This is a genomic window from Sphingomonas sp. PL-96 (genome assembly GCF_020707215.1).
Taxonomy (GTDB): Bacteria; Pseudomonadota; Alphaproteobacteria; order Sphingomonadales; family Sphingomonadaceae; genus Sphingomonas.
On record NZ_JAJFET010000001.1, the window covers coordinates 65,677 to 85,688 of the forward strand.

The 20,012-nt window shown below is 68.0% G+C and carries 19 protein-coding genes; 9 read left to right on the forward strand and 10 right to left on the reverse strand.

What is annotated here, in order from left to right; genetic code table 11:
- Positions 1-31: 31 nt before the first annotated feature.
- Positions 32-1,195 carry a radical SAM family heme chaperone HemW gene (gene hemW, locus LK533_RS00300; RefSeq protein WP_229360563.1) on the reverse strand — a complete coding sequence of 388 codons (1,164 nt, stop codon included), beginning with the start codon at positions 1,193-1,195 and terminating at the stop codon, positions 32-34.
- A 20-nt stretch (positions 1,196-1,215) separates the two neighbouring features.
- Between hemW and LK533_RS00305 the strand changes: the two genes are divergently transcribed.
- Positions 1,216-1,779 carry a CAP domain-containing protein gene (locus LK533_RS00305; protein WP_229360564.1) on the forward strand — a complete coding sequence of 188 codons (564 nt, stop codon included), beginning with the start codon at positions 1,216-1,218 and terminating at the stop codon, positions 1,777-1,779.
- Here LK533_RS00305 and LK533_RS00310 read toward each other — a convergent pair.
- From LK533_RS00310 to rph, 4 genes are all read right to left on the reverse strand, one after another.
- Positions 1,776-2,294 (reverse strand): GAF domain-containing protein, encoded by a 519-nt coding sequence (locus LK533_RS00310; RefSeq protein ID WP_229360565.1) that lies wholly within the window; start codon positions 2,292-2,294, stop codon positions 1,776-1,778. The two genes, LK533_RS00305 and LK533_RS00310, sit on opposite strands and share 4 nt — an antisense overlap.
- A gap of 198 nt (positions 2,295-2,492) precedes the next feature.
- On the reverse strand, positions 2,493-3,272 hold the full coding sequence (locus LK533_RS00315; protein ID WP_229360566.1) for an SDR family oxidoreductase: 780 nt from the start codon (positions 3,270-3,272) through the stop codon (positions 2,493-2,495).
- A gap of 343 nt (positions 3,273-3,615) precedes the next feature.
- On the reverse strand, positions 3,616-4,245 hold the full coding sequence (gene rdgB, locus LK533_RS00320) for an RdgB/HAM1 family non-canonical purine NTP pyrophosphatase (RefSeq protein WP_229360567.1): 630 nt from the start codon (positions 4,243-4,245) through the stop codon (positions 3,616-3,618).
- Positions 4,242-4,958, reverse strand: coding sequence for a ribonuclease PH (gene rph / locus LK533_RS00325; RefSeq protein WP_125961596.1), 717 nt, complete (start codon positions 4,956-4,958; stop codon positions 4,242-4,244). Before rph ends, rdgB begins: the two co-directional genes overlap by 4 nt.
- A gap of 83 nt (positions 4,959-5,041) precedes the next feature.
- Between rph and LK533_RS00330 the strand changes: the two genes are divergently transcribed.
- The 4 genes from LK533_RS00330 to LK533_RS00345 all read left to right on the forward strand — a co-directional run bounded on the left by LK533_RS00330 (position 5,042) and on the right by LK533_RS00345 (position 10,324).
- A complete protein-coding gene (locus tag LK533_RS00330; RefSeq protein ID WP_229360568.1) occupies positions 5,042-5,566 on the forward strand; it encodes a DUF6438 domain-containing protein in 525 nt (174 codons plus the stop codon).
- 337 nt (positions 5,567-5,903) lie between these two features.
- Positions 5,904-6,944, forward strand: coding sequence for a heat-inducible transcriptional repressor HrcA (hrcA, locus tag LK533_RS00335; protein WP_229360569.1), 1,041 nt, complete (start codon positions 5,904-5,906; stop codon positions 6,942-6,944).
- A 16-nt stretch (positions 6,945-6,960) separates the two neighbouring features.
- Complete coding sequence (gene grpE, locus LK533_RS00340) at positions 6,961-7,518, forward strand: nucleotide exchange factor GrpE (RefSeq protein WP_229360570.1); 558 nt, start codon at positions 6,961-6,963, stop codon at positions 7,516-7,518.
- A 31-nt stretch (positions 7,519-7,549) separates the two neighbouring features.
- Positions 7,550-10,324, forward strand: a complete 2,775-nt coding sequence (locus LK533_RS00345; RefSeq protein ID WP_229360571.1) for a [protein-PII] uridylyltransferase — start codon at positions 7,550-7,552, stop codon at positions 10,322-10,324.
- 102 nt (positions 10,325-10,426) lie between these two features.
- Here the strand turns inward: LK533_RS00345 and LK533_RS00350 are convergent, their stop codons facing one another.
- The 3 genes from LK533_RS00350 to thrS all read right to left on the reverse strand — a co-directional run bounded on the left by LK533_RS00350 (position 10,427) and on the right by thrS (position 14,320).
- A complete protein-coding gene (locus LK533_RS00350; protein ID WP_229360572.1) occupies positions 10,427-11,272 on the reverse strand; it encodes a DUF2071 domain-containing protein in 846 nt (281 codons plus the stop codon).
- Positions 11,273-11,616: 344 nt separating this feature from the next.
- Entirely contained in the window at positions 11,617-12,150 is a 534-nt protein-coding gene (gene infC, locus LK533_RS00355) for a translation initiation factor IF-3 (RefSeq protein WP_229360573.1), read from the reverse strand.
- A 157-nt stretch (positions 12,151-12,307) separates the two neighbouring features.
- Positions 12,308-14,320, reverse strand: coding sequence for a threonine--tRNA ligase (gene thrS, locus LK533_RS00360; protein WP_229360574.1), 2,013 nt, complete (start codon positions 14,318-14,320; stop codon positions 12,308-12,310).
- Positions 14,321-14,492: 172 nt separating this feature from the next.
- Between thrS and LK533_RS00365 the strand changes: the two genes are divergently transcribed.
- Positions 14,493-15,560, forward strand: coding sequence for an NAD(P)-dependent alcohol dehydrogenase (locus LK533_RS00365; protein WP_229360575.1), 1,068 nt, complete (start codon positions 14,493-14,495; stop codon positions 15,558-15,560).
- Between the two features lie 40 nt (positions 15,561-15,600).
- Here the strand turns inward: LK533_RS00365 and LK533_RS00370 are convergent, their stop codons facing one another.
- Complete coding sequence (locus tag LK533_RS00370) at positions 15,601-16,413, reverse strand: LD-carboxypeptidase (protein ID WP_229360576.1); 813 nt, start codon at positions 16,411-16,413, stop codon at positions 15,601-15,603.
- Between the two features lie 85 nt (positions 16,414-16,498).
- Here LK533_RS00370 and LK533_RS00375 point away from each other — a divergent pair, with 85 nt between their 5' ends.
- From LK533_RS00375 to LK533_RS00385, 3 genes are all read left to right on the forward strand, one after another.
- Positions 16,499-17,896: a glutamate ligase domain-containing protein gene (locus tag LK533_RS00375; protein ID WP_229360577.1), complete on the forward strand. Its 1,398-nt coding sequence runs from the start codon at positions 16,499-16,501 to the stop codon at positions 17,894-17,896.
- 88 nt (positions 17,897-17,984) lie between these two features.
- A complete protein-coding gene (locus LK533_RS00380) occupies positions 17,985-18,401 on the forward strand; it encodes a hypothetical protein (RefSeq protein WP_229360578.1) in 417 nt (138 codons plus the stop codon).
- Entirely contained in the window at positions 18,398-18,613 is a 216-nt protein-coding gene (locus LK533_RS00385; protein WP_229360579.1) for a helix-turn-helix transcriptional regulator, read from the forward strand. The genes LK533_RS00380 and LK533_RS00385 overlap by 4 nt, the downstream gene beginning before the upstream one ends.
- Before the next feature lie 166 nt (positions 18,614-18,779).
- On the opposite strand, the gene LK533_RS00390 is transcribed toward LK533_RS00385, so the two are convergent.
- Positions 18,780-19,496, reverse strand: a complete 717-nt coding sequence (locus tag LK533_RS00390; protein WP_229360580.1) for an alpha/beta hydrolase — start codon at positions 19,494-19,496, stop codon at positions 18,780-18,782.
- Positions 19,497-20,012: the final 516 nt, after the last annotated feature.

Below are 20,012 nucleotides of genomic sequence, written 5' to 3' on the forward strand. Positions count from 1 at the left end.
CGAATGCCGGGGGTACGGGGGGCGCCGATAGCTAGCCCCGCGCCACTTCCCGCAGCACCGCATCGAGGAGCGGCATCCCTGCGGGGGTGAGCGCCAGCCGATCGCCGTCGCGTGCCACCAGCCCCTGCGTGGCCAGGCGACCGATTGCAGCCAGGTCGACCACGGCGTCGATCTTCGTCCCACCCAGCGCCGCGACGCGCGCCAAGTCGATGCCCTCGCGCATCCGCAGCCCCATCACCAGCGCCTCCGTCACCCGTTCCGAGGGGGCAAGCGCGACCTCGCTCTCCGCGCCATGACCGTTGCGCTCGACCGCAGTCAGCCAGTTCTCCGGCTTCTTGCGGCGAAAGGTCGCGACCCCGTCGCGCCGCCCGTGTGCGCCCGGGCCCACGCCCGCATAGTCGCGATAGCGCCAATAGGTGAGGTTGTGGCGGCTCTCGGCACCCGGTCGCGCATGATTCGACACTTCATACAGCGGCAGCCCGGCGGCAGCCGTGCGCGCCTGAGTCGTCTCCCACAGGTCCGCGGCCAGATCCTCGTCCGGCAGCGTCAGCTGGCCCTTCGCAGCCAGCGTCGCAAAGCGCGTGCCCGGCTCGATCGTCAGCTGGTAGAGCGACAGATGCTCGGTCCCAAAGCCGAGCGCGCGGTCGAGCTCCGCCTCCCAGGCAGCAAGGCGCTGCCCCGGCCGGGCATAGATGAGGTCGAAGCTCACCCGCCCGAAATGGCGCTGGGCGGTGGCAAGGGCGGCCAGCCCTTCGTCGACGCCATGCGCGCGGCCGAGAAAGACCAGCGCATCGTCGTCCAGCGCCTGCAGCCCCAGCGACACGCGATTGACCCCCGCTGCGGCGAGATCCGCGAAGCGCGCCGCTTCTACCGACGAGGGATTCGCCTCCAGCGTGATCTCGATGCCCGGCTCGGGCGACCAGTGCGTGGTCGCCGCCTGGATGATGGCGGCCACCGTCGCGGGCGGCATCAGCGAAGGCGTGCCGCCTCCGAAGAAGATCGAGGCCAGCCGCCGCCCCGGCAGCCGCGCCGCCTCATAGGCGAGGTCGGCCAGCAGCGCATCGCGCCATGCCTGCTGGTCGACCGCCTCGCGCACATGGCTGTTGAAGTCGCAATAGGGGCATTTCGAGACGCAGAACGGCCAATGGACGTACAGCGCCAGCGGGGCCGGGCACGAGATTTGTTCCGCAAGCATCGCCGCCCCATATGGGGCGCATGCGTGCGTGGCAAAATATCCTGTGGGCACCGCTGGCAATGCTGGCCGCCTGTTCCTCCCCCGAAGGCGCCGAGCGCGTGGTCGAGGCGCGCAGCTTCCAGGGGACGGCGCCGCGTGGCCCTGCGCTGCTGCGCCAGGCGATGCAGCAGGGGCATGATGCGGCCCGGGCCGAGGTCGGCCTGCCGCCGCTCACCTGGTCCGACGACCTCGCCGCAGGTGCGCGCGTCTATGCGCAGACGCTGGCGCGGACGGGCCGGTTCGAGCACTCCCCCGAGTCGCAGACGGTGGACCGCGTCGGCGAGAACCTGTGGACCGGCACGCGCGGCGCCTATCGCTATGACGAGATGATCGGCCACTGGCGCGCCGAGAAGCGCGACTATGTGCATCAGCCGGTGCCGGACTTCTCGCGCACCGGCCGCTGGGAGGATGTGGCCCATTACGGCCAGCTGGTGTCGCGCCGGACGCTCCGCTTCGGCTGCGCAATGGCAAGCAGCAGGCGCGACGACTATTTGGTGTGCCGCTATGATCCGCCCGGCAATCTGGTGGGCGCGCGCGTCTACTAGGCGGCGTCGCTCGTGTCCGCGCATCGGCGGACGACGCGCTCCGCCTCATGCGCCATGATGGTGAGCAGCGTCGGGTCGAACGCAACGGTCCGCGGCTCGCTGTCGGCGACGCACAAGGTGCCGAGCGGCTGCCCATCACCATCGAGCACCGGCACGCCTGCATAGAAGCGCAGGAAGGGGGCTGCGACGACGGTCGCATAGTCCGCAAAACGGGCGTCCTGCAGCGCGTCGGGCACGATCAGCGGCGTATCCGGCTGCTGGATCGCCACCGCGCAGAACGCCGTGTCGCGAGTCGTTTCCTGGATGCCCAGGCCATGCTCGGCGAGCAGGACCTGCGCGCGACGGTGGATGACGGACACGGCTGCGAACCGCGTGCCATAGTGGGAGGCGGCAAGATCGACGATGCGCTGGAGTTCCGGGGCGCCGCACAGATCCAGCGCGCCGCTCTGGTCGACGGCGTCCTGGCGCCTGCGCTCCTTGTCAAAGGCGCTCAGCCATGTGTCGACCTGCTGCACCTGCGCCTCTCCCGAATGCGGTATTCTATGCTCCGGAGCACTGCTGCGTGGCCGATACCAGTCGCCGCGGCCGGGCAGCTGTTCCTATTGCGAGCCGGTCGCACAGTAAAGAGCGGTTCGAAGGCGCAGCGCTTCTTTAAACAGCCAAGTAGTTTTGGCGCTTTTCGTACGCCTGTTGTTCGCAGGCGCGCGTGGACCTCAACCCGGAGCCGCTGCCGAGCCGGCGAGCAGCCCCCCGTCGATCGTGAGTTCAGCGCCCGTCATGTACGCCGCTTCGTCGGAGGCGAGCAGCACCGCAAGCGCGGCCACCTCCTCCGGCGTTCCGAAGCGGCGCATCGGCGTGTCGGCCACCAGCGCCGCCATGCGCGCCTCCCGCTCCGGGCCGTCACCCAGCATCGGTTCCCACATCGGCGTCAGGATCGCGGCCGGGTGGATCGAGTTGCAGCGGATCGACCAGCCCTGTTGCGCGCAGTAAAGCGCCACCGTCTTGCTGTGATTGCGGATCGCTGCCTTGGACGATGCATAGGCGGCGGCGAGCGGGATTCCGACCAGCCCCGATCGCGACGAGATGTTGATGATCGACCCGGTCCCCCGTGCCTTCATCGCGCCGATCGCATAGCGGCAGCCGAGAAAGGTGCCGTCCAGGTTGACCCGGTGGACCGCTTGCCAGCGTTCAAGGGTGCAGTGTTCCGGGTCGTGCGGCGCAGCACTCTCTTCGAAGCCGGTGATCCCGGCATTGTTCACCACCACATCGGCGGCGGGAACCTGTTCCGCGAGCCGGTCCCAATCCGCTTCCAGCGCGACGTCGAGCGGCACGAACGCGCAGCCGATCGCCGCGGCGCTCGCAGTGCCCGCCTGCCGGTCCTTGTCGGTGGCGATGACCGTGGCGCCTTCGTCGTGAAAGGCCTGGGCAATGGCGCGGCCAATGCCGCGTGCGGCGCCGGTGACGACGCACGTCTTTCCTTGCAATCTGGGCATGATGATCCTGTGGTCCGAATGGCTGCGCGTCATCTTTGCAGCACCCGTGCTCCCGCGCAGGCGGGAGCCCAGGGTAGCAGGAGATGCCGTGGGTGTGCTTGGCTCTGGGCTCCCGCCTGCGCGGGAGCACAAAGCGCCGCAGGTGTTCCGCCTTAGCGGGCGCGCCGGACCATGATCATTCGCTCCTTTGAACTCGGAAGCAGGCTAGCCTGGATGAACCTTCCGCACAACGTCGGACCTGACGCCTTCACCCGTTCGTCGAGCAGGATGGCTACTCGAGGCGAACGCGCGAAGGGCTTGGCGGGACGCTCGCGCTGAAGGCGGATCCAGCCAGAGCCCGTCCTTACAGAACCGCCGCCACCAGCTGGCGGAAGGCGTCGGCGCGGTGGCTGATCGCATGCTTCTGCTGCGGATCGATCTCGCCGAAGCTCTGGTCCATGCCGTTGGCGATGAACATCGGATCATAGCCGAAGCCGAGCTTGCCGCGCGGCGGCCACACCAGCGTGCCGTCGACGCGGCCTTCGAACCATTCGACGTGCCCGTCCGGCCAGGCGAGCGCCAGCGCGCAGACGAAATGCGCGTCGCGGCTGACGTCGGGGCCGAGTGCTGCCAGCCGTTCCTCGACCAGACGCATGGCGAGGTCGAAGTCCTTGGCCTCGCCGCCCCAGCGCGCCGAAAAGATGCCGGGCTCGCCGCCCAGCGCTTCCACGCACAGCCCGCTGTCGTCGGCCAGCGCCGGCAGGCCGGAGAGGTCGGCGGCCTGGCGTGCCTTCAGCTCGGCATTGGCGACGAACGTCGTGCCGGTTTCCTCGGGCTCGGGCAGGTCGAGCGCGCCCGCCGAGATCGGCTCGATGCCATAGGGGCCGAGCAGCTCGGCGATCTCGCGCACCTTGCCGGGATTGTGGCTGGCGATCACCAGCTTGCCGGGGGCGAGCTTGCGGATCGCCTGGGGCTCGGGGCCTTCGCCGCTCACCGACCGGCGGCCTTCAGCTGCGCGGCGAAGATCTCGCCGCAGCCGATGCGGGCGAGGCGGAGCAGGCGGAGCAGCGCTTCCTCGTCATAGCAGGCGCCCTCTGCCGTGGCCTGAACCTCGGCGATGTTGCCGTCGCTGGTCAGCACGAAATTGGCGTCGGCGTCGGCGGCCGAGTCCTCGGGATAATCGAGGTCGAGCACCGGCGTTCCCTCATAGATGCCGCAGCTGACGGCGGCGACCTGGCGGGTGATCGGGTCGGCGGTGAGCTTGCCGGCGGCCATCAGGCCATCGACCGCCAGCCGCAGCGCCACCCAGGCGCCGGAGATGGAGGCGGTGCGGGTGCCGCCATCGGCCTGGATCACGTCGCAGTCGATCGTGATCTGGCGCTCGCCCAGCGCCTTGAGGTCGCAGACGGCGCGCAAGGAGCGGCCGATCAGCCGCTGGATCTCCTGGGTGCGGCCGGACTGCTTGCCCTTGGCCGCCTCACGGCTGCCGCGGGTGTGGGTGGCGCGCGGCAGCATGCCGTATTCGGCCGTCACCCAGCCTTCGCCTTTGCCGCGCAGGAACGGCGGCACGCGCTCTTCGACGGAGGCGGTGACCAGCACCTTGGTCTCGCCAAAGCCGATCAGCACCGAACCTTCGGCGTGACGGGTGAAGTTGGGCTGGATCGAGATGGCGCGCATCTCGTCGGGGGCGCGGCCGGATGGGCGCATGGGTTCAGTCTCCTGCAAGATCGTTGCGGGCACCTAGACCGCCGACGGGCGTTCCGCCAGTCCGACGAAACAGGAGACAAGGCTTGATCCGGGCGACGATGATGGCGGGCGCGGCACTGGCGCTGGCGGCGTGCACCCCGAACGGCGGCGGCACGGCGTCTGCGGGCAGCGAGGCTGCGGCCGCGGCGGGCGAGACGATCCGCTTTGCCACCGATCGCTGCTTCGGCACCTGCCCGGTGTACAGCGTCACGGTGCGGCCCGACGGCACCGGCACCTTCGAGGGCGAGCAGTTCACTGCCGTCACCGGCGCGCGCGACTTCACGCTGACCCCCGCCCAGTATAGCGCGTTTGCCGATCGGCTGGCTGCGTTCCGCCCGGAGGAGCGCGAGCGGCGCGTCGAGCCCGGCTCGCCGCTGTGCCCCGATCATGCGACCGACATGTCGTCGGTGGACGTGACCTGGTCCGGCGGGGCGGGGGGTACGCGGCATCTCCACCAGTATCTCGGCTGTGTCGGCGAGGATGACCGCGACACGCGCACGGCGCTGCGCACCGCACCCGAGCTGCTGCCGATCGCGGCGTTCCTGGGTGAACGGCCGGCCGGGCGCTGAGGACTCCCCCCTCCACGGGGAAGTGCCGGCCCCACATACCCTACCCCGGCGAAGGCCGGGGCCCAGTTGCGGCGTCGTGGGTGAGGGGGCGCTGTCCCTCCGGGCGCTTTCCCAACTGGGCCCCGGCCTCCGCCGGGGTACGAAGAAGGGAAGGCGGACCAAGTCCGTGCTCCTGCGCAGGCAGGAGCCCAGGGTTATCGAAGTGCCGCGCTTCTGGCTCTGGGCTCCTGCCTGCGCAGGAGCACAAGTCGCGGTTACGTTTCGACGCGCTTGCCAACGGAACCCGCATCGCATTTCACTTCTGGAGCAGGCGCACGGCAGCCCCTACATGACACCCATGAACCCGCCCATCACCGAGCTGACCGACCGCGCCCGCGACGTGTTTCGCCAGGTGGTGGAATCCTACCTCGAATCCGGCATGCCGGTCGGCTCGCGCACCATCTCCAAGATGTCGGGGCTGAACCTGTCGGCCGCCTCGATCCGCAACGTCATGCAGGATCTCGAGGAGGCGGGGCTGCTCGCGGCACCCCACACCAGCGCCGGCCGCATGCCGACCGACCAGGGGCTGCGCCTGTTCGTCGACGGCATGATGCACGTGATGGAGCCTTCCGCCCAGGAGCGGGCCGCGATCGAGGCGCAGGCGAGCATCGCCGGTTCCGTCGAGGAGGCGCTGGCCGGCACCACCGCGACGCTGTCGGGCCTCTCGGCGTGCGCCGGCATGGTGATGGTGCCCAAGCGCGACGTGGTGATGCGCCAGTTCAGCTTCGCGCCGCTCGGCCACGACCGGGCGCTTGCGGTGCTGGTCGGCTCGGACGGGTCGATCGAGAACCGCGTCGTCGAGCTGCCGCCCGGCATGACCGCGTCGGCGCTGGTGGAGGCGTCCAATTACCTGACCGCCCGGCTCGGCGGCCAGACGCTGGCCGATGCGCGCACCGGCATCGAGCAGGAGATCCAGGCCGAGCGCGCTGCGCTCGACGAGGCGGCGCGCATGCTGGTGTCGCGGGGCTTGGCGCTCTGGAGCGAGGATGGTGACCGCCGCCCGGTGCTGATCGTGCGCGGCCAGGCGCGGCTGCTCGATCCGTCCGCTGCCGCCGATCTCGACCGCGTGCGCCAGCTGCTGGACGAACTGGAGGGCAAGGAGGAGATTGCGCGCCTGCTCGCCTCCGCGAGCGAAGGCGATGCCGCGCGCATCTTCATCGGTTCGGAGAACAAGCTGTTCGCGCTGTCCGGCTCGTCGGTGATCGCCAAGCCCGTGCGCGCGCTCGATGGTCGCGTGGTCGGCGTGGTGGGGGTGATCGGCCCTGTGCGGTTGAACTACGCGCGAGTCGTGCCCATGGTGGATTTCACTGCCGCAACGCTCACGCGTCTGCTGGCCTGATGCTCGAGAGAAGAGAATGATCCAGGAAGAGAACACGCCCAACGGAACCACCGAAGACCTGCGCGAGGAAACCGCACAGGACGCCCCCGAAGTCGCCGAGCACGACCGCGCGGGCGAGCTGGAGGCGGAACTCGCCGAGACCAAGGCGCAGCTCCTCTATGCGCGTGCGGACATCCAGAACGTCCGTCGCCGCGCCGAAAAGGAAGTGGGCGACGCACGCGCCTATGCCGCGACCGGCTTTGCCCGCGACATCCTTTCGGTTGCCGACAATCTGTCGCGCGCGCTGTCGGCGATCCCGGCGGAGCTGCGCGAGGACGAGAAGATGAAGGGCCTGGTCACTGGCCTGGAGGCGACCGGCCGCGAACTCGACAGCGTGTTCTCCCGTCACGGCATCTCGCGCATCGTGGCAGAGGGCGAGGCGCTCGACCCCAACCGGCACCAGGCGATGCTGGAAATTCCCAGCAACGATGCCGAGCCCGGCACGATCGTGCAGGAGATCCAGACCGGCTACATGATCAAGGACCGCCTGCTCCGCCCGGCGCTGGTCGGCGTCGCCAAGAAGCCGGACGCCTGACGGGAACGGCGGCGCACGCGGCGACGCGGTCATGAGCCCAGGCGCGCCCAGTGCGCTGACCCTTCCGCGGTTCGAACATCTCGCCAACCGCCGTGCGATCATCGATCGCGCGGCACTGGCGGAGCAGCTTGCCGCGCTGGAGGCGCCCGACACCGCGTCCTTGCGCCGCGCGGCGAGCGCGTTGCTGCGCGACGCGCTCGACCGCGGTCGTGCGGAGATCGCCCGCCGGTTCGAGGAGAAGCCGACGCAAGGGCTCCAGACCGCGGCGGCTGGCGCCTATCTGACGGACCGGGTGCTGCGGCTGCTGCTCGACTTCACCGTTACCCGCCTCCATCCCAATCCGAACCCGACCGCAGCCGAGCGGATGACCATGATCGCGGTCGGCGGCTATGGCCGCGGCGAGATGGCGCCCTTCTCCGACGTCGACATCGGCTTCCTCACGCCCTGGAAGCAGCCGCCCTGGTGCGAGCAGGTGATCGAGTCGGTGCTCTATGCGCTATGGGACCTGGGGCTGAAGGTCGGCCATTCGTCCCGCTCGCTCGACGAGATGATCCGCCAGGCGCGCGCCGACCATACGGTCCGCACGGCCCTGCTGGAGGGGCGGTTCCTGTGGGGCGACGCCGCGCTTTATGACGAGGCCGCCGGCCGCTTCATGAGCGAGGTGCAGGCGGACGGTGCGCGCCAGTTCGTGGCCGAGAAGCTCGCCGAGCGGGAGACTCGCCACGTCAAGATGGGCGACAGCCGCTATGTGGTCGAACCCAACGTCAAGGAGGGCAAGGGCGGTCTGCGCGACCTCCACGCGCTCTTCTGGATCGGCAAGTTCGCGTACGGTGTTCAGCGCGCGGCCGAACTGGTCGAACATGGCCTGTTCACGCCCCAGGAATATCGCCAGTTCCAGCGCGCCGAAAACTTCCTCTGGGCGGTACGCTGCCACCTGCACCTGATCGCCGGCCGCGCGGAGGAGCGGCTGACCTTTGACGTGCAGCGCCAGATCGCGGAGCGGATGCGCTACGCCGACCGGCCGGGCAAGTCCAAGGTCGAGCGGTTCATGCAGTTCTATTTTCTGCAGGCCAAGCGCGTCGGCTACTTGAGCGGGCTGTTCCTCGCCCATCTCGACGAGACCTTTGCCGGACGTGGCCGCCGCTTCGGCCTGCCGCGGCTGCGTCGCCGCCCCAGCCGGCTCAAGGGCTTCGTGCTCGACCGCGGCCGCCTGGCACTGCCGCACGACGACTTCTTTGCCGAGGATCCGGTCCGGCTGGTCGAGATCTTTGCGCTCGCCGACCTGCATGCGGTGGAGGTGCATCCGCTCGCGATGCGCGCAGCCGCGCGCGACGCGCACCTCCTTACCGACCATCGCCGTGATCCGCGCGCCAACGCGCTGTTCCTTGACGTGCTGACCTCGCCGCGCACGCCCGAACAGGTGCTGCGCTGGATGAGCGAGGCGGGCGTGCTCGGGCGGCTGGTGCCCGACTTCGGCCGTGTCGTCGCGCAGATGCAGTTCGACATGTACCATCATTATACGGTGGACGAGCACACCATCCGCGCGATCGGCCTGCTCAACCAGATCGAGCGCGGCGACCTGGTGCAGGACCATCCGCTCGCCACCGCGCTGTTCCCCGGCGTCGTCCAGCGCCGCGCGCTCTATGTCGCGGTGTTCCTGCACGACATCGCCAAGGGCCGCGATGGCGACCATTCGATCCTGGGCGCCGCCGTCGCCGAGCGGTTGTGCCCGCGCTTCGGCCTGACCGCGGCCGAGACCGAGACGGTCGCCTGGCTGGTGCGCCACCACCTGCTGATGTCGGCGACCGCGTTCAAGCGCGACCTGTCGGACTTCAAGACCATCCTCGACTTTGCCGAAGTGGTGCAGAGTCCGCAGCGGCTGCGCATGCTGCTGGTGCTCACCATTGTCGACATCCGCGCGGTGGGGCCGGGCATCTGGAACGGCTGGAAGCGCCAGCTGCTCTCCACCCTGTTCGACACGGCCGAGGAAGTGCTGCGGCTGGGCCACAAGCAGCGCGGGCGCGGCGAGCGCATCGCCGCCAAGCAGGATGCCCTGCAACAGGCGCTCGGCTGGGACGCGGATCGGCTGGCGAGCTTTGTCGGCCAGCTGCCCGAGGCTTATTGGGTGGCCGAGCCGAGCGACGTGCTGGTCCGCAACGCGCGGCTGATCGACGGGGCAGGGGATGCACCGCTTGCGATCGACACCGTCGCCGACCCGGAGCGCGATGCGACGCTGGTGACGGTGCATGCGGCCGACCATCCCGGCCTGTTCTACCGCATCGCGGGCGCTATCCATGCGGCCGGCGGCAACATCATCGACGCGCGCATCCACACGACGCGCACCGGCATGGCGCTCGACAATTTCCTGGTCCAGAATCCGCAAGGTGGCCGCTTCGACGACGAGGGCCAGCTGGAGCGGCTGCGCACCGGCATCGCCGACGCGCTCGCCAACCGCGCGCGCCTGACCGAGCGGCTGTCGGCCAAGCCGCTGCCGCACCCGCGCGCCGGCGCCTTTTCGATCACGCCCAACGTGCTGATCGACAATCAGGCGTCGAACCGCTTCACCGTGGTGGAGGTCAACGCCCGCGACCGCCCCGCGCTGCTCCACCATCTCGCGCACGCGCTGTTCCAGTCGAAGGTGACGATCCACTCCGCCCATGTCGCCACCTTCGGCGAGCGGGCGGTCGACACCTTCTACCTGACCGACCTCACCGGCGACCGAATCACCGCCCCCGCGCGCATCCGCGCACTGGAAGCGCGGCTGCTGGAGGCGGCGGGCGGCGCGGCGGACGCGGGAGCGGCGTAGGCGGCGCGCCGGTGCTCCTGCGGAGCGAAGAGCCCGCAGGCTGACGCATCAGCGATACGGAAGACGTAGGAAGCGACGGAGGTGGACAAGAGGAAAGCGTGCTCAATCCATCAGCGCGTCCGAGAGGGCGCGAAAGCGAACGCGCGGCACCCTGAAGCAGAATGGTGCGCCTTCGACTCCAAGCGACCGCAGCCACTCACCCGCCTCGAAGGTGGTTGCGAGCATGGGCTGGACTGAGCCGATCTCGATAGGCAGGTCGATCTTCGAATAGGCCAATCCCCTTTCGTCAGGGACGTCTGCCACGGCGGCCTCCTGCAGGGTCAGGAATCTGATCGCCTCGTCCCAGCAGGTGAAGAACGCCGCAAACTCGCTCGGTAGATCGGCGCGCTCCGCCTCTTGTGCGAGAAGATCGATACTCAAGCTGTTTCCAGCGTCGACGATCCGGCTATGGCAGCCTGAAGCGGAACACTCATGCTGAAATGCAGCAGAAGCATGTGAGGGAAGTACGTCGCTGAAGACCCGCGTGGCGATGGCATAGCCTATGCTGTTGAAGATGTTTCGGATGAACAGAACCAGCGATGGGGATGCCTGCCCGTGAAGTTCCCCGACGTATAAACGCCAATTGCTCTGGAGCGGGGATGGAAACACCGCGCGAACGGGCCCGAGAAGTGAAGGGCCAAAATGCCCGTGACGGTAGGTGAGGATAGTGAGAACGGTTGCGCCGCCCCGTTCGAATAGTTTGATGCCTTCTGGGACGAGTGGCTGCACCTGCCGAACAGGAACAGTCCAGCTAGCGTAGAGCACGTCACGGACGTCGCTGGTCAACGTCATGAACGGCAGGTGAGATAGGATGCGACGGCGTAAGCGTCGAAGCACGACGCTGTTCGCCACGCGCTCTTCAAGCTTCCCTCGCCATCCCTGGTTGGGCGATTTGTAGAGGTTCAGCACGGGAAAGGCATCGCATCCATGCCGAACATCTGCAACTGAGCGTTAGCAGGCGCACCGAAACTTCAGTCCAAGAGTGGCGCGTTTTGGATCGTGTGGCCAAGGCCGAAGGCAATGGCGCTCGGCCAGTTCCGTCTGCCCACGGGCGGGCCGTGGTCCGGAGACTCGCGCTAGCCGCTCCGGCCGTAGCGACAATCGATCTTCATGTTCGTCAGAATGACGGGGTCCATCGGGAGGGCGGTCGCCCGTGCGGACGGAAGGAAGGGCACCTTTTGCCCACAACCCCCAACAAACGAAAACGGGCGACGAAACCGCCGCCCGCTTGTCGCTCTTTGCAGAGGCGCCGCTTACTTCGGTGCGAGCACCATCAGCATCTGGCGGCCTTCCATGCGCGGATAGGCTTCGACCTTGCCGATTTCGAGCACGTCCTGCTGGACGCGCTGGAGCAGCTGCATGCCCAGCTGGCCGTGCGACAGCTCGCGGCCGCGGAAGCGCAGCGTGATCTTGACCTTGTCGCCTTCGCCCAGAAAGTCGTGGACCTTCTTCATCTTCGTATCATAGTCATGATCGTCGATGTTCGGACGCATCTTGATCTCCTTGATCTCCTGCGTCTTCTGGGTCTTGCGGGCGATGTTCGCCTTCTTCTGCGCCTCGTACTTGAACTTGCCGACGTCCAGGAACTTGGCAACGGGCGGGTCGGCGTTGGGCGACACCTCGACCAGGTCGAGCCCGACCTCCGCGGCCTGCTCGATCGCCTCGCGCGTGTACATCACACCCAGATTCTCGCCGTCCTGGTCGATCACGCGGACCTTGGGCGACTGGATGAATTCGTTGAAACGCGGGCCGTTCATCGGCGGGGGCGCCATGGGACGGCGCATCATGGGCGGACGGATAGGTGTAGCTCCTTCAGGTTGTGTCGAGTCTCTATGTAGTGGACGCAGGCGCCCATGAAAAGTTCAGTCGCGCGGAACTCGCCCCGAAAGGAGCGGATTCCCGCGCGAAAGAACCCCTAGCGCGCGCCCGGCGTCGGTGTGCCGATCAATTGCGGCGCAGATCGGGCGCCACCGCCTCTTGCGTCAGCATCGCCACCGCCTCGTCGAGCGTCAGCATCTGCTGCCCCTGGCTGCCCAGCCGGCGCAGTGCGACCGTGCCTTCCTCGGTCTCGCGCTTGCCCACCACCAGCAGGTTGGGGACCTTGGCCAGCGAATGCTCGCGCACCTTGTAGTTGATCTTCTCGTTGCGCAGGTCGGTCTCGACTCGCAGGCCCGCGGCCTTGAGCTTCTCCACCACCTGCTGCGCGTAGTCGTCGGCGTCCGACACGATGGTCGCGACCACCGCCTGCACCGGTGCCAGCCACAGCGGGAAACGGCCGGCGTGATGCTCGATCAGGATGCCCAGGAAACGCTCGAACGTGCCCAGGATCGCGCGGTGGAGCATCACCGGGCGGTGGCGATTGCCGTCCTCGCCGACATAGCTCGCGTCGAGTCGCTCCGGCAGCACCCGGTCCGACTGGATCGTGCCGACCTGCCAGGTGCGGCCGATCGCATCGGTCAGGTGGAATTCGAGCTTGGGCGCGTAGAAGGCGCCTTCGCCGGGCAGCTCCTCGAAATTCGCCTTGATCGCGTCCGACAGGTTCGACTCGAGCACCGCGCGGCGCAGCTCGTCCTCGGCCACATCCCACATTTCGTCGCTGCCGAAGCGCTTCTCCGGACGCAATGCCAGCTTCACGGCATAGTCGGCAAAACCCAGGTCCTGGTACACGCTGTCGAGCAGTTCGCAGAAGTTGCGAACCTCCTCGACCAGCTGGTCCTCGCGCACGAAGATGTGCGCGTCGTCCTGGGTGAACTGGCGCACGCGCATGATGCCGTGCAGCGCGCCGTGCGGCTCGTTGCGGTGGCAGCAGCCGAACTCGGCCATGCGGATGGGCAGGTCGCGGTACGACTTGATCCCCTGGCGGAAGATCAGGACGTGCGCCGGGCAGTTCATGGGCTTGAGCGCCATGAGATCGGCGTCGCCGGAGATCACCGCGCCCTCGTCCTCGGTGTTCGGGACCTCGTCGGGCACGACGAACATGTTCTCGCGATACTTGCCCCAGTGGCCGGACTGCTCCCACTGGCGCGCGTCCATCAGCTGCGGCGTCTTGACCTCGTCATAGCCGGCCGCATCCAGGCGGCGGCGCATGTACGCCTCCAGCTGGCGCCACAGGATATAGCCCTTGGGGTGCCAGAACACGGAGCCCTGCGCCTCGGACTGGAGGTGGAACAGGTCCATCTCCGCGCCGATCTTGCGATGGTCGCGCTTGGCGGCTTCCTCCAGCCGGGTGAGGTGCTGGTCGAGCTGCTTCTTGTTGAGCCAGCCGGTGCCGTAGATGCGGCTCAGCATCGCGTTCTTCTGGTCGCCGCGCCAATAGGCGCCCGACACGCGCGTCAGCTTGAACGCCTGCGGGTCGAGCTTGCCGGTCGATTCCAGGTGCGGCCCGCGGCACATGTCGAGCCACGCGTCCTCGGCCTTGCCGGCGCGATAGACGGTCAGTTCCTCGCCGTCGGGAAGCTCGGCGGCCCATTCCGCCTTGAACGTCTCGCCCTTCTCGCGCCAGCGCGCGATCAGCGCCTCGCGAGTCCACACCTCGCGGATCAGCGGCTCGTTCTGCGCGATGACGCGGCGCATCTCCGCCTCGATCGCGGGCAGGTCCTCCTCGGTGAAGGGCCGGTCCTTGGGGGCGAAGTCATAGTAGAAGCCGTCGTCCGTCGAAGGACCAAAGGTGATCTGCGTGCCCGGGAACAGGTTCTGCACCGCTTCGGCCAGCACATGGGCATAGTCGTGCCGGGCGAGTTCCAGCGCGTCCGCCTCGTCCTTGCTCGTCAGCAGCGCGAGGTTTGCGTCGCCCTCGAACGGGCGCTGCAGGTCGCGCAGCTCGCCGTCGACGCGCGCGGCGATCGTCGCCTTGCGCAGTCCCGGCCCGATCGCCTGCGCAATGTCCGCGGGGGTAGTCCCCGGCGCTACCTCGCGGACGGAACCGTCGGGCAGCGTGATGCGGAACAATGCGGACATGGGGATCACTTCTCGGCTGATTGGAGGAACCACGGCCAATGTCGTGGCAGGGGTCCTTTAGACAAGTCGTGCGCGTTGGTCACCTATGCGGGTGGAACACGGCCGCGCGCGCCCCATATGGGCGCGGTGCGGCCCTCCCGCACCCGAATTCCACGAACTGCAAGGAACCTCCATGCCCAGCAACGCCAATGCCTTTGCGGCGCAGAGCCCCGAGTCCCCGCTCGCCCCGTTCAGCTTCGAGCGCCGCGATCCCGGTCCCCGCGACGTGGCGATGGACATCCTGTTCTGCGGCGTGTGCCACTCCGACCTTCACACCGCCCGCGGCGAGTGGGACGGCACGCTCTACCCGTGCGTTCCGGGCCATGAGATCGTCGGCCGCGTGACCGCCGTCGGCAGTGACGTGACCAAGTTCCAGGTCGGCGACATCGCTGGCGTCGGCTGCATGGTCGACAGCTGCGGCGAGTGCCATTCCTGCCGCGACGGCGAGGAGCAATATTGCGAGGGCACCGGCTTCGTCGGCACCTACAACGGCCCCGATCCGGTGCTGGGCGGCCACACCTTTGGCGGCTATTCCGACCATATCGTCGTCGACGAGGGCTTTGTGCTGAAGGTCGGCCACCAGGCGGACGACCTGGCCGCAGTGGCGCCGCTGCTGTGCGCCGGCATCACCACCTATTCGCCGCTCAAGCACTGGAAGGTCGGGCCGGGTCAGAAGGTTGGCATCGTCGGTCTCGGCGGCCTTGGCCACATGGGCGTGAAGATCGCCGCGGCGATGGGCGCCGACGTCTATGTCTTCAGCACCTCGCCCAACAAGCGTGAGGATGCCAAGCGTCTGGGCGCCAAGGACCTGATCGTGTCCAAGGATGCCGACGCCATGGCCGAGCACACCGGCAGCTTCGACTTCATCCTGAACACGGTCGCGGCCAGCCACAACCTCGACCAGTTCCTGACGCTGCTGAAGCGCGACGGCACCATGACGTTGGTGGGCGTGCCGGAGGAGCCGCATCCCTCGCCGTCGGTCGGCAACCTGGTGTTCCGCCGCCGTTCGCTTGCCGGCTCGCTGATCGGCGGCATCGCCGAGACCCAGGAGATGCTCGACTTCTGCGCCGAGCATGGCCTGACCGCCGACATCGAGATGATCGACATCCAGGACATCAACACCGCCTACGACCGGATGGTGAAGAGCGACGTGAAGTACCGCTTCGTGATCGACATGGAGTCGCTCAAGAACGCGGCATAACGGGATGGCGGGGTGCGCCGCGCGCATCCCGCCTCCACCTTCAACCCGCCCCGAACGGCACCACCATGTTGCCGGCCGCATGGCCGATCTCGGCCCGCCCCAGATAGGGCACGCCCAGCACGCCCGCCCAGCGGGTCATGATCGCCTCCACTGTCTCGCCGAACTCGCCGTTCTCCGGCACGTCGGTGACCTGGCCCAGCCGGATGCCGGCGAGCCCGTGCAACTGGGTGGCGTTGCCCACGGTGAACATCATCCGGTCAATGCGGTAGATCGCCTCCGACACTTCCTCGACATAGAGGACATGGTCGGTGAGGTCGGGTAGCCAGGGCGTGCCGACCAGCGCCTCCAGGATGGCGAGGTTGAACGCCGCCGCAGGCCGTCCGTCCAGGTTGGGCTCCAGCACGCGTCGGTCGCGGTTCACCAGCCAGGCGAGCGCGCGCCCGACTGAGGCGCCGCCGTCGGAGCGGCCCACGTCGATCGGCATCGGCCCGTGCACCTGCCGCCCGATCCGCCGCGCATAGAGCGCGCCCAGCAGGAACCCCATGTCCGAATAGCCGAGGTAGGTCTTGGCCGCCGCCGCGCGGTTGAGCTGCGGCAGCACCGCGCCCAGGATCCGGTTCGATCCATAGCCGCCGCGTGCGAACCAGAGTGCATCGAAGCCGGGGTCGTTGGCGAACTCCAGGAACGCCGCCGCCCGCTCGGCATCGGTGCCGGCAAAATGCCCGGCCTCCAGGAAGCATTGCGGATGCACGATCAGGTCGACCTGGGGGAAGGTGATCGCCGCGAACGCCTGCACGCGCGCAGCCGCCTCCGGCGTGATCGCACGGGCGGGGGCGACGATACCGATGCGCATGAACTGCCTTTCGCGGATGCCGGTCTGTCCGCCGGCGAAGCGCCAGTGGCTTGCCCCCCGGCCGCCCCGCCGATAGCGCGGGGAAATGGACCACGGCAAATCCTTCTTCCTCGTCGGCATCGGCGGCAGCGGCATGCTCCCGCTCGCGACCATCCTCGCGCGGCGGGGTGCTGCCGTCGCAGGCTCCGACCGGGCGCTCGACAACCCCGCGCTCGGCCCCAAGTTCGCGGCGCTGCGCCGGCAGGGCATCGCGCTGTTCCCGCAGGACGGCAGCGGCATCACCTCGGCCGACCAGACCGTGGTCGCCTCCGCAGCCGTCGAGGCAACGGTCGCCGACATGGTGGCGGCCGACCGGGTCGGCGCCCCGCGCATGACTCGCCCGCAGCTGCTCGCCGAGCTGTTCAACGCCAGCCCGCTTGGCATCGGAGTGGCCGGCACCAGCGGCAAGTCGACCGTGACGGGCATGATCGCCTGGATCCTCCACGCCACGGGCCGTGACCCCACGGTGATGAACGGCGCAGTGATGAAGAATTTCGTGCGCTCCGACGCGCCCTTCGCCAGCGCGCTGGTGGGCGAGGGCGATGCCTTCGTGAGCGAAGTGGACGAGAGCGACGGCTCGATCGCCTTCTATCGGCCGCGCGTGGCGGTGCTCAACAACGTCAGCCTCGACCACAAGACGCTGGAAGAACTGCGCACGCTGTTCGGCGGCTTTGCCGACCGTGCGCAGACCGCGGTGGTCAACGTCGGCGACGCCGAATCCGCTGCCCTCGCCGCCGCAATCCCGCCCGCGAAGCTGCTGAGCTTCGCGGTCGAGGCGCCCGCCGATCTCTCGGCCGAGGCGCTCGCACCCGAGCCCTTCGGCATCGCCTTCGACCTGGTCGCGGACGGCAGCCGCCGCCGGGTGCGGCTGGGCGTGCCCGGCCGCCACAATGTCGCCAACGCGCTCGCCGCCATCGGCGCGGCGGTGGCAGCCGGCGTCGACCGCGACGAAGCGGCCGCGGCGATCGAGGGCTTCGCCGGCCTCAAGCGCCGGTTCGAGCTGGTGGGGGAGGCGAATGGCGTCGCGGTGCTCGACGACTTCGGCCACAACCCGGACAAGATCGGCGCCACGCTCGACACGCTGCACGACTTTCCCGGCCGGCTGCTGCTGCTGTTCCAGCCGCACGGCTATGGCCCGCTGAAGGTGATGCGCCGCGAGTTGGTGGCGATGTTCCTCGGCAAGCTCGCGCCCGGCGACCGCCTGGTGCTGCCGGATCCGGTCTACCAGGGCGGCACCGTCGCGCGGGAAGTGACCAGCGCCGACATCATCGCCGACCTGGCCGTGGCCGGCATCGACGCCCGCCACATTCCCGACCGATACGCGGCGGCCGCCCATCTGGTGGCGGAGGCCAACCCCGGCGACCGCATCGTCATCATGGGCGCCCGCGACGACACGCTCAGCCTGCTGGCAGCCGACATGGTGGCTTGGCTGGGGAAGGTCTGAAAAGCTGCCTTGTCGAAATGACAAGCAAGGTTGACACGCCCCGTCGACGACGTCAGGTTTCCTTTACAGACTGGAAGGGAGCTTTGTCATGACCTCGTCCACTCCGGCCGTAAAGCGCTACACCCGCCGCTTGCTTTGGGCGTTCGGGGTCTATGTCCTCGCTCTGTTCGGCGCGAACTGGATCGACCATGCCTATCACCCGAAGGGCGGGACGCTGATTGCGCTGTCGATCGTGCCGGCGCTGCCCATCCTCGCCCTCATCACGATCATCGGCCGCTATCTGGTCGAGGAGCGGGACGAGTTCCTGCGCCAGCGCATCGTGACCTGCATGTTGTTCGGCACCGGCGTGCTGCTTGGCGCGGGCACGGTGTACAACTTTCTGTCGGGCAGCGGCGCGATCGACCCGATGCCCCGCTTGTGGGTGTTCCCCATCTGGTGCTTCAGCTATGGTGCCGCCCAATGTTTTCTGGGCCTGCGCGACCGCTTTGCGGGCCAGCCGGCATGAAGAACCGCCTGCGCGTGCTGCGTGCCGAGCGCGGCTGGAGCCAGGGCGACCTGGCCGAGCGGCTGGAGGTCTCCCGCCAGAGCGTCAACGCGATCGAGACCGGCCGCTACGACCCCTCGCTCCCGCTCGCCTTCCGCATCGCCGACCTGTTCGCGCTCTCGATCGAACAGATCTTCGTCAATCCTGCGCTGGAGGCCCGCGAAGGAGGTTGAGCTCGACTTGTGACGTTTCGCCGAGCGACTCAACCTCGGCCAGCAGGGCCGCCGCTGCGAGGCAAAAAACCGGGCGGGCTGCCGTTCCGAGGACGGTGACGGCTCGGGAAAGTGGCAGTCGGCGCTTACCCCCCACCGGCCGTCAGATCCTGAGCGTCATTCGTCCTTACAGCATGCCGAGGTTGTGCAGCCATTGCTTGACCTGTTCCGGCCATTCGCGGGAGATCGGGTCGGCGGTTGGTCGCATCCCGAAAGCGTGACCCCCTTTCGCATAGATACGCATATCGACTGGTACGCCTGCATCGCTGAGCGCCAGGGCGTAGGCCAATGGCTGCCGAACTGGATCCGTGGGATCGTTCATGGCGTGAAGAATCAGGGTCGGCGGTGCTTTGGGGCTGATCGTTACCCAGGGCTTGAGTTCGAGACTGTTCCTGCCCTTGCTGTCATCCAGCATACGGGCCGTGTAGGCGACGATCGCGAAGTCGGGCCGTGGCGATTGGCGATCGGCCGCATCCGCGAGCGGATAGGTGCGCTCTTCGGTGTTGCTCATATTCGCTGCGAGATAGGCGCCTGCCGAAAAGCCGATGACGCCGATCTTATGGGGGTTGATCCCATACGACGATGCCTGCTGTCTCAATAGACCCATAGCGCGCTGTGCGTCTTCCAGCCCCAAAAGCACCTTGGGCCGCTGTTGCTTTCCGTTCGCCCTCGGCCAGATCTGCGGCACGCGGTACTTCAACACGGCGCAAGTCATTCCTTGCTGCACCGCCCAATCGCAGATTTCCGTGCCCTCCAGATCGAGCGCGAGGACGGTGAATCCACCACCCGGCAGGACCAGCAAGGCAGCGCCGCTGTTGCGGCCCTTTGGTCGGTAGACGGTCATGGTGGGACGGGTGACGTAACTCGCCCAATTCCATTTACGCCCGCCAACAAGACCTGTGCCGTTCCCAAGCCCCTCCGGACGGTCGCCAGAGTCAGGCTTGGCGAGAGGTGTGCTCGCGGACCATAGCGGTATCTGAACTCCGCCTTGCGTGGGTTGCCAGACGCCTGGGCGTTCGTTTTTCGGCAGGACTTCTTCCGCGGGTGCCGTGTGAGGCTTGCTGGTCTGACCGCAGGCTGCCCCAGCGATGCCGATTGCGAGAAGCGAAGGCACAACAAGTCGAGACCACGACAAACCATCTCTCCCACAACGAGGAAGCCCGCTCAGGGCAAAGCTCATTTCCGCAGGAGGAGATTAGCGGCCGAAGCGCGACGCGCAACGGGTGCCTTCCCCTTCAGGAACCTGGGTTGGGAAAGCGCCTAACGGACGGCTGCTGTCGGTAGCGCATCTGGGGGTTTGCAGACATTTCCGCCGACCGTTTCACCCCCATCGAACCCCGCTCGCGCACAAGGGCTGTCC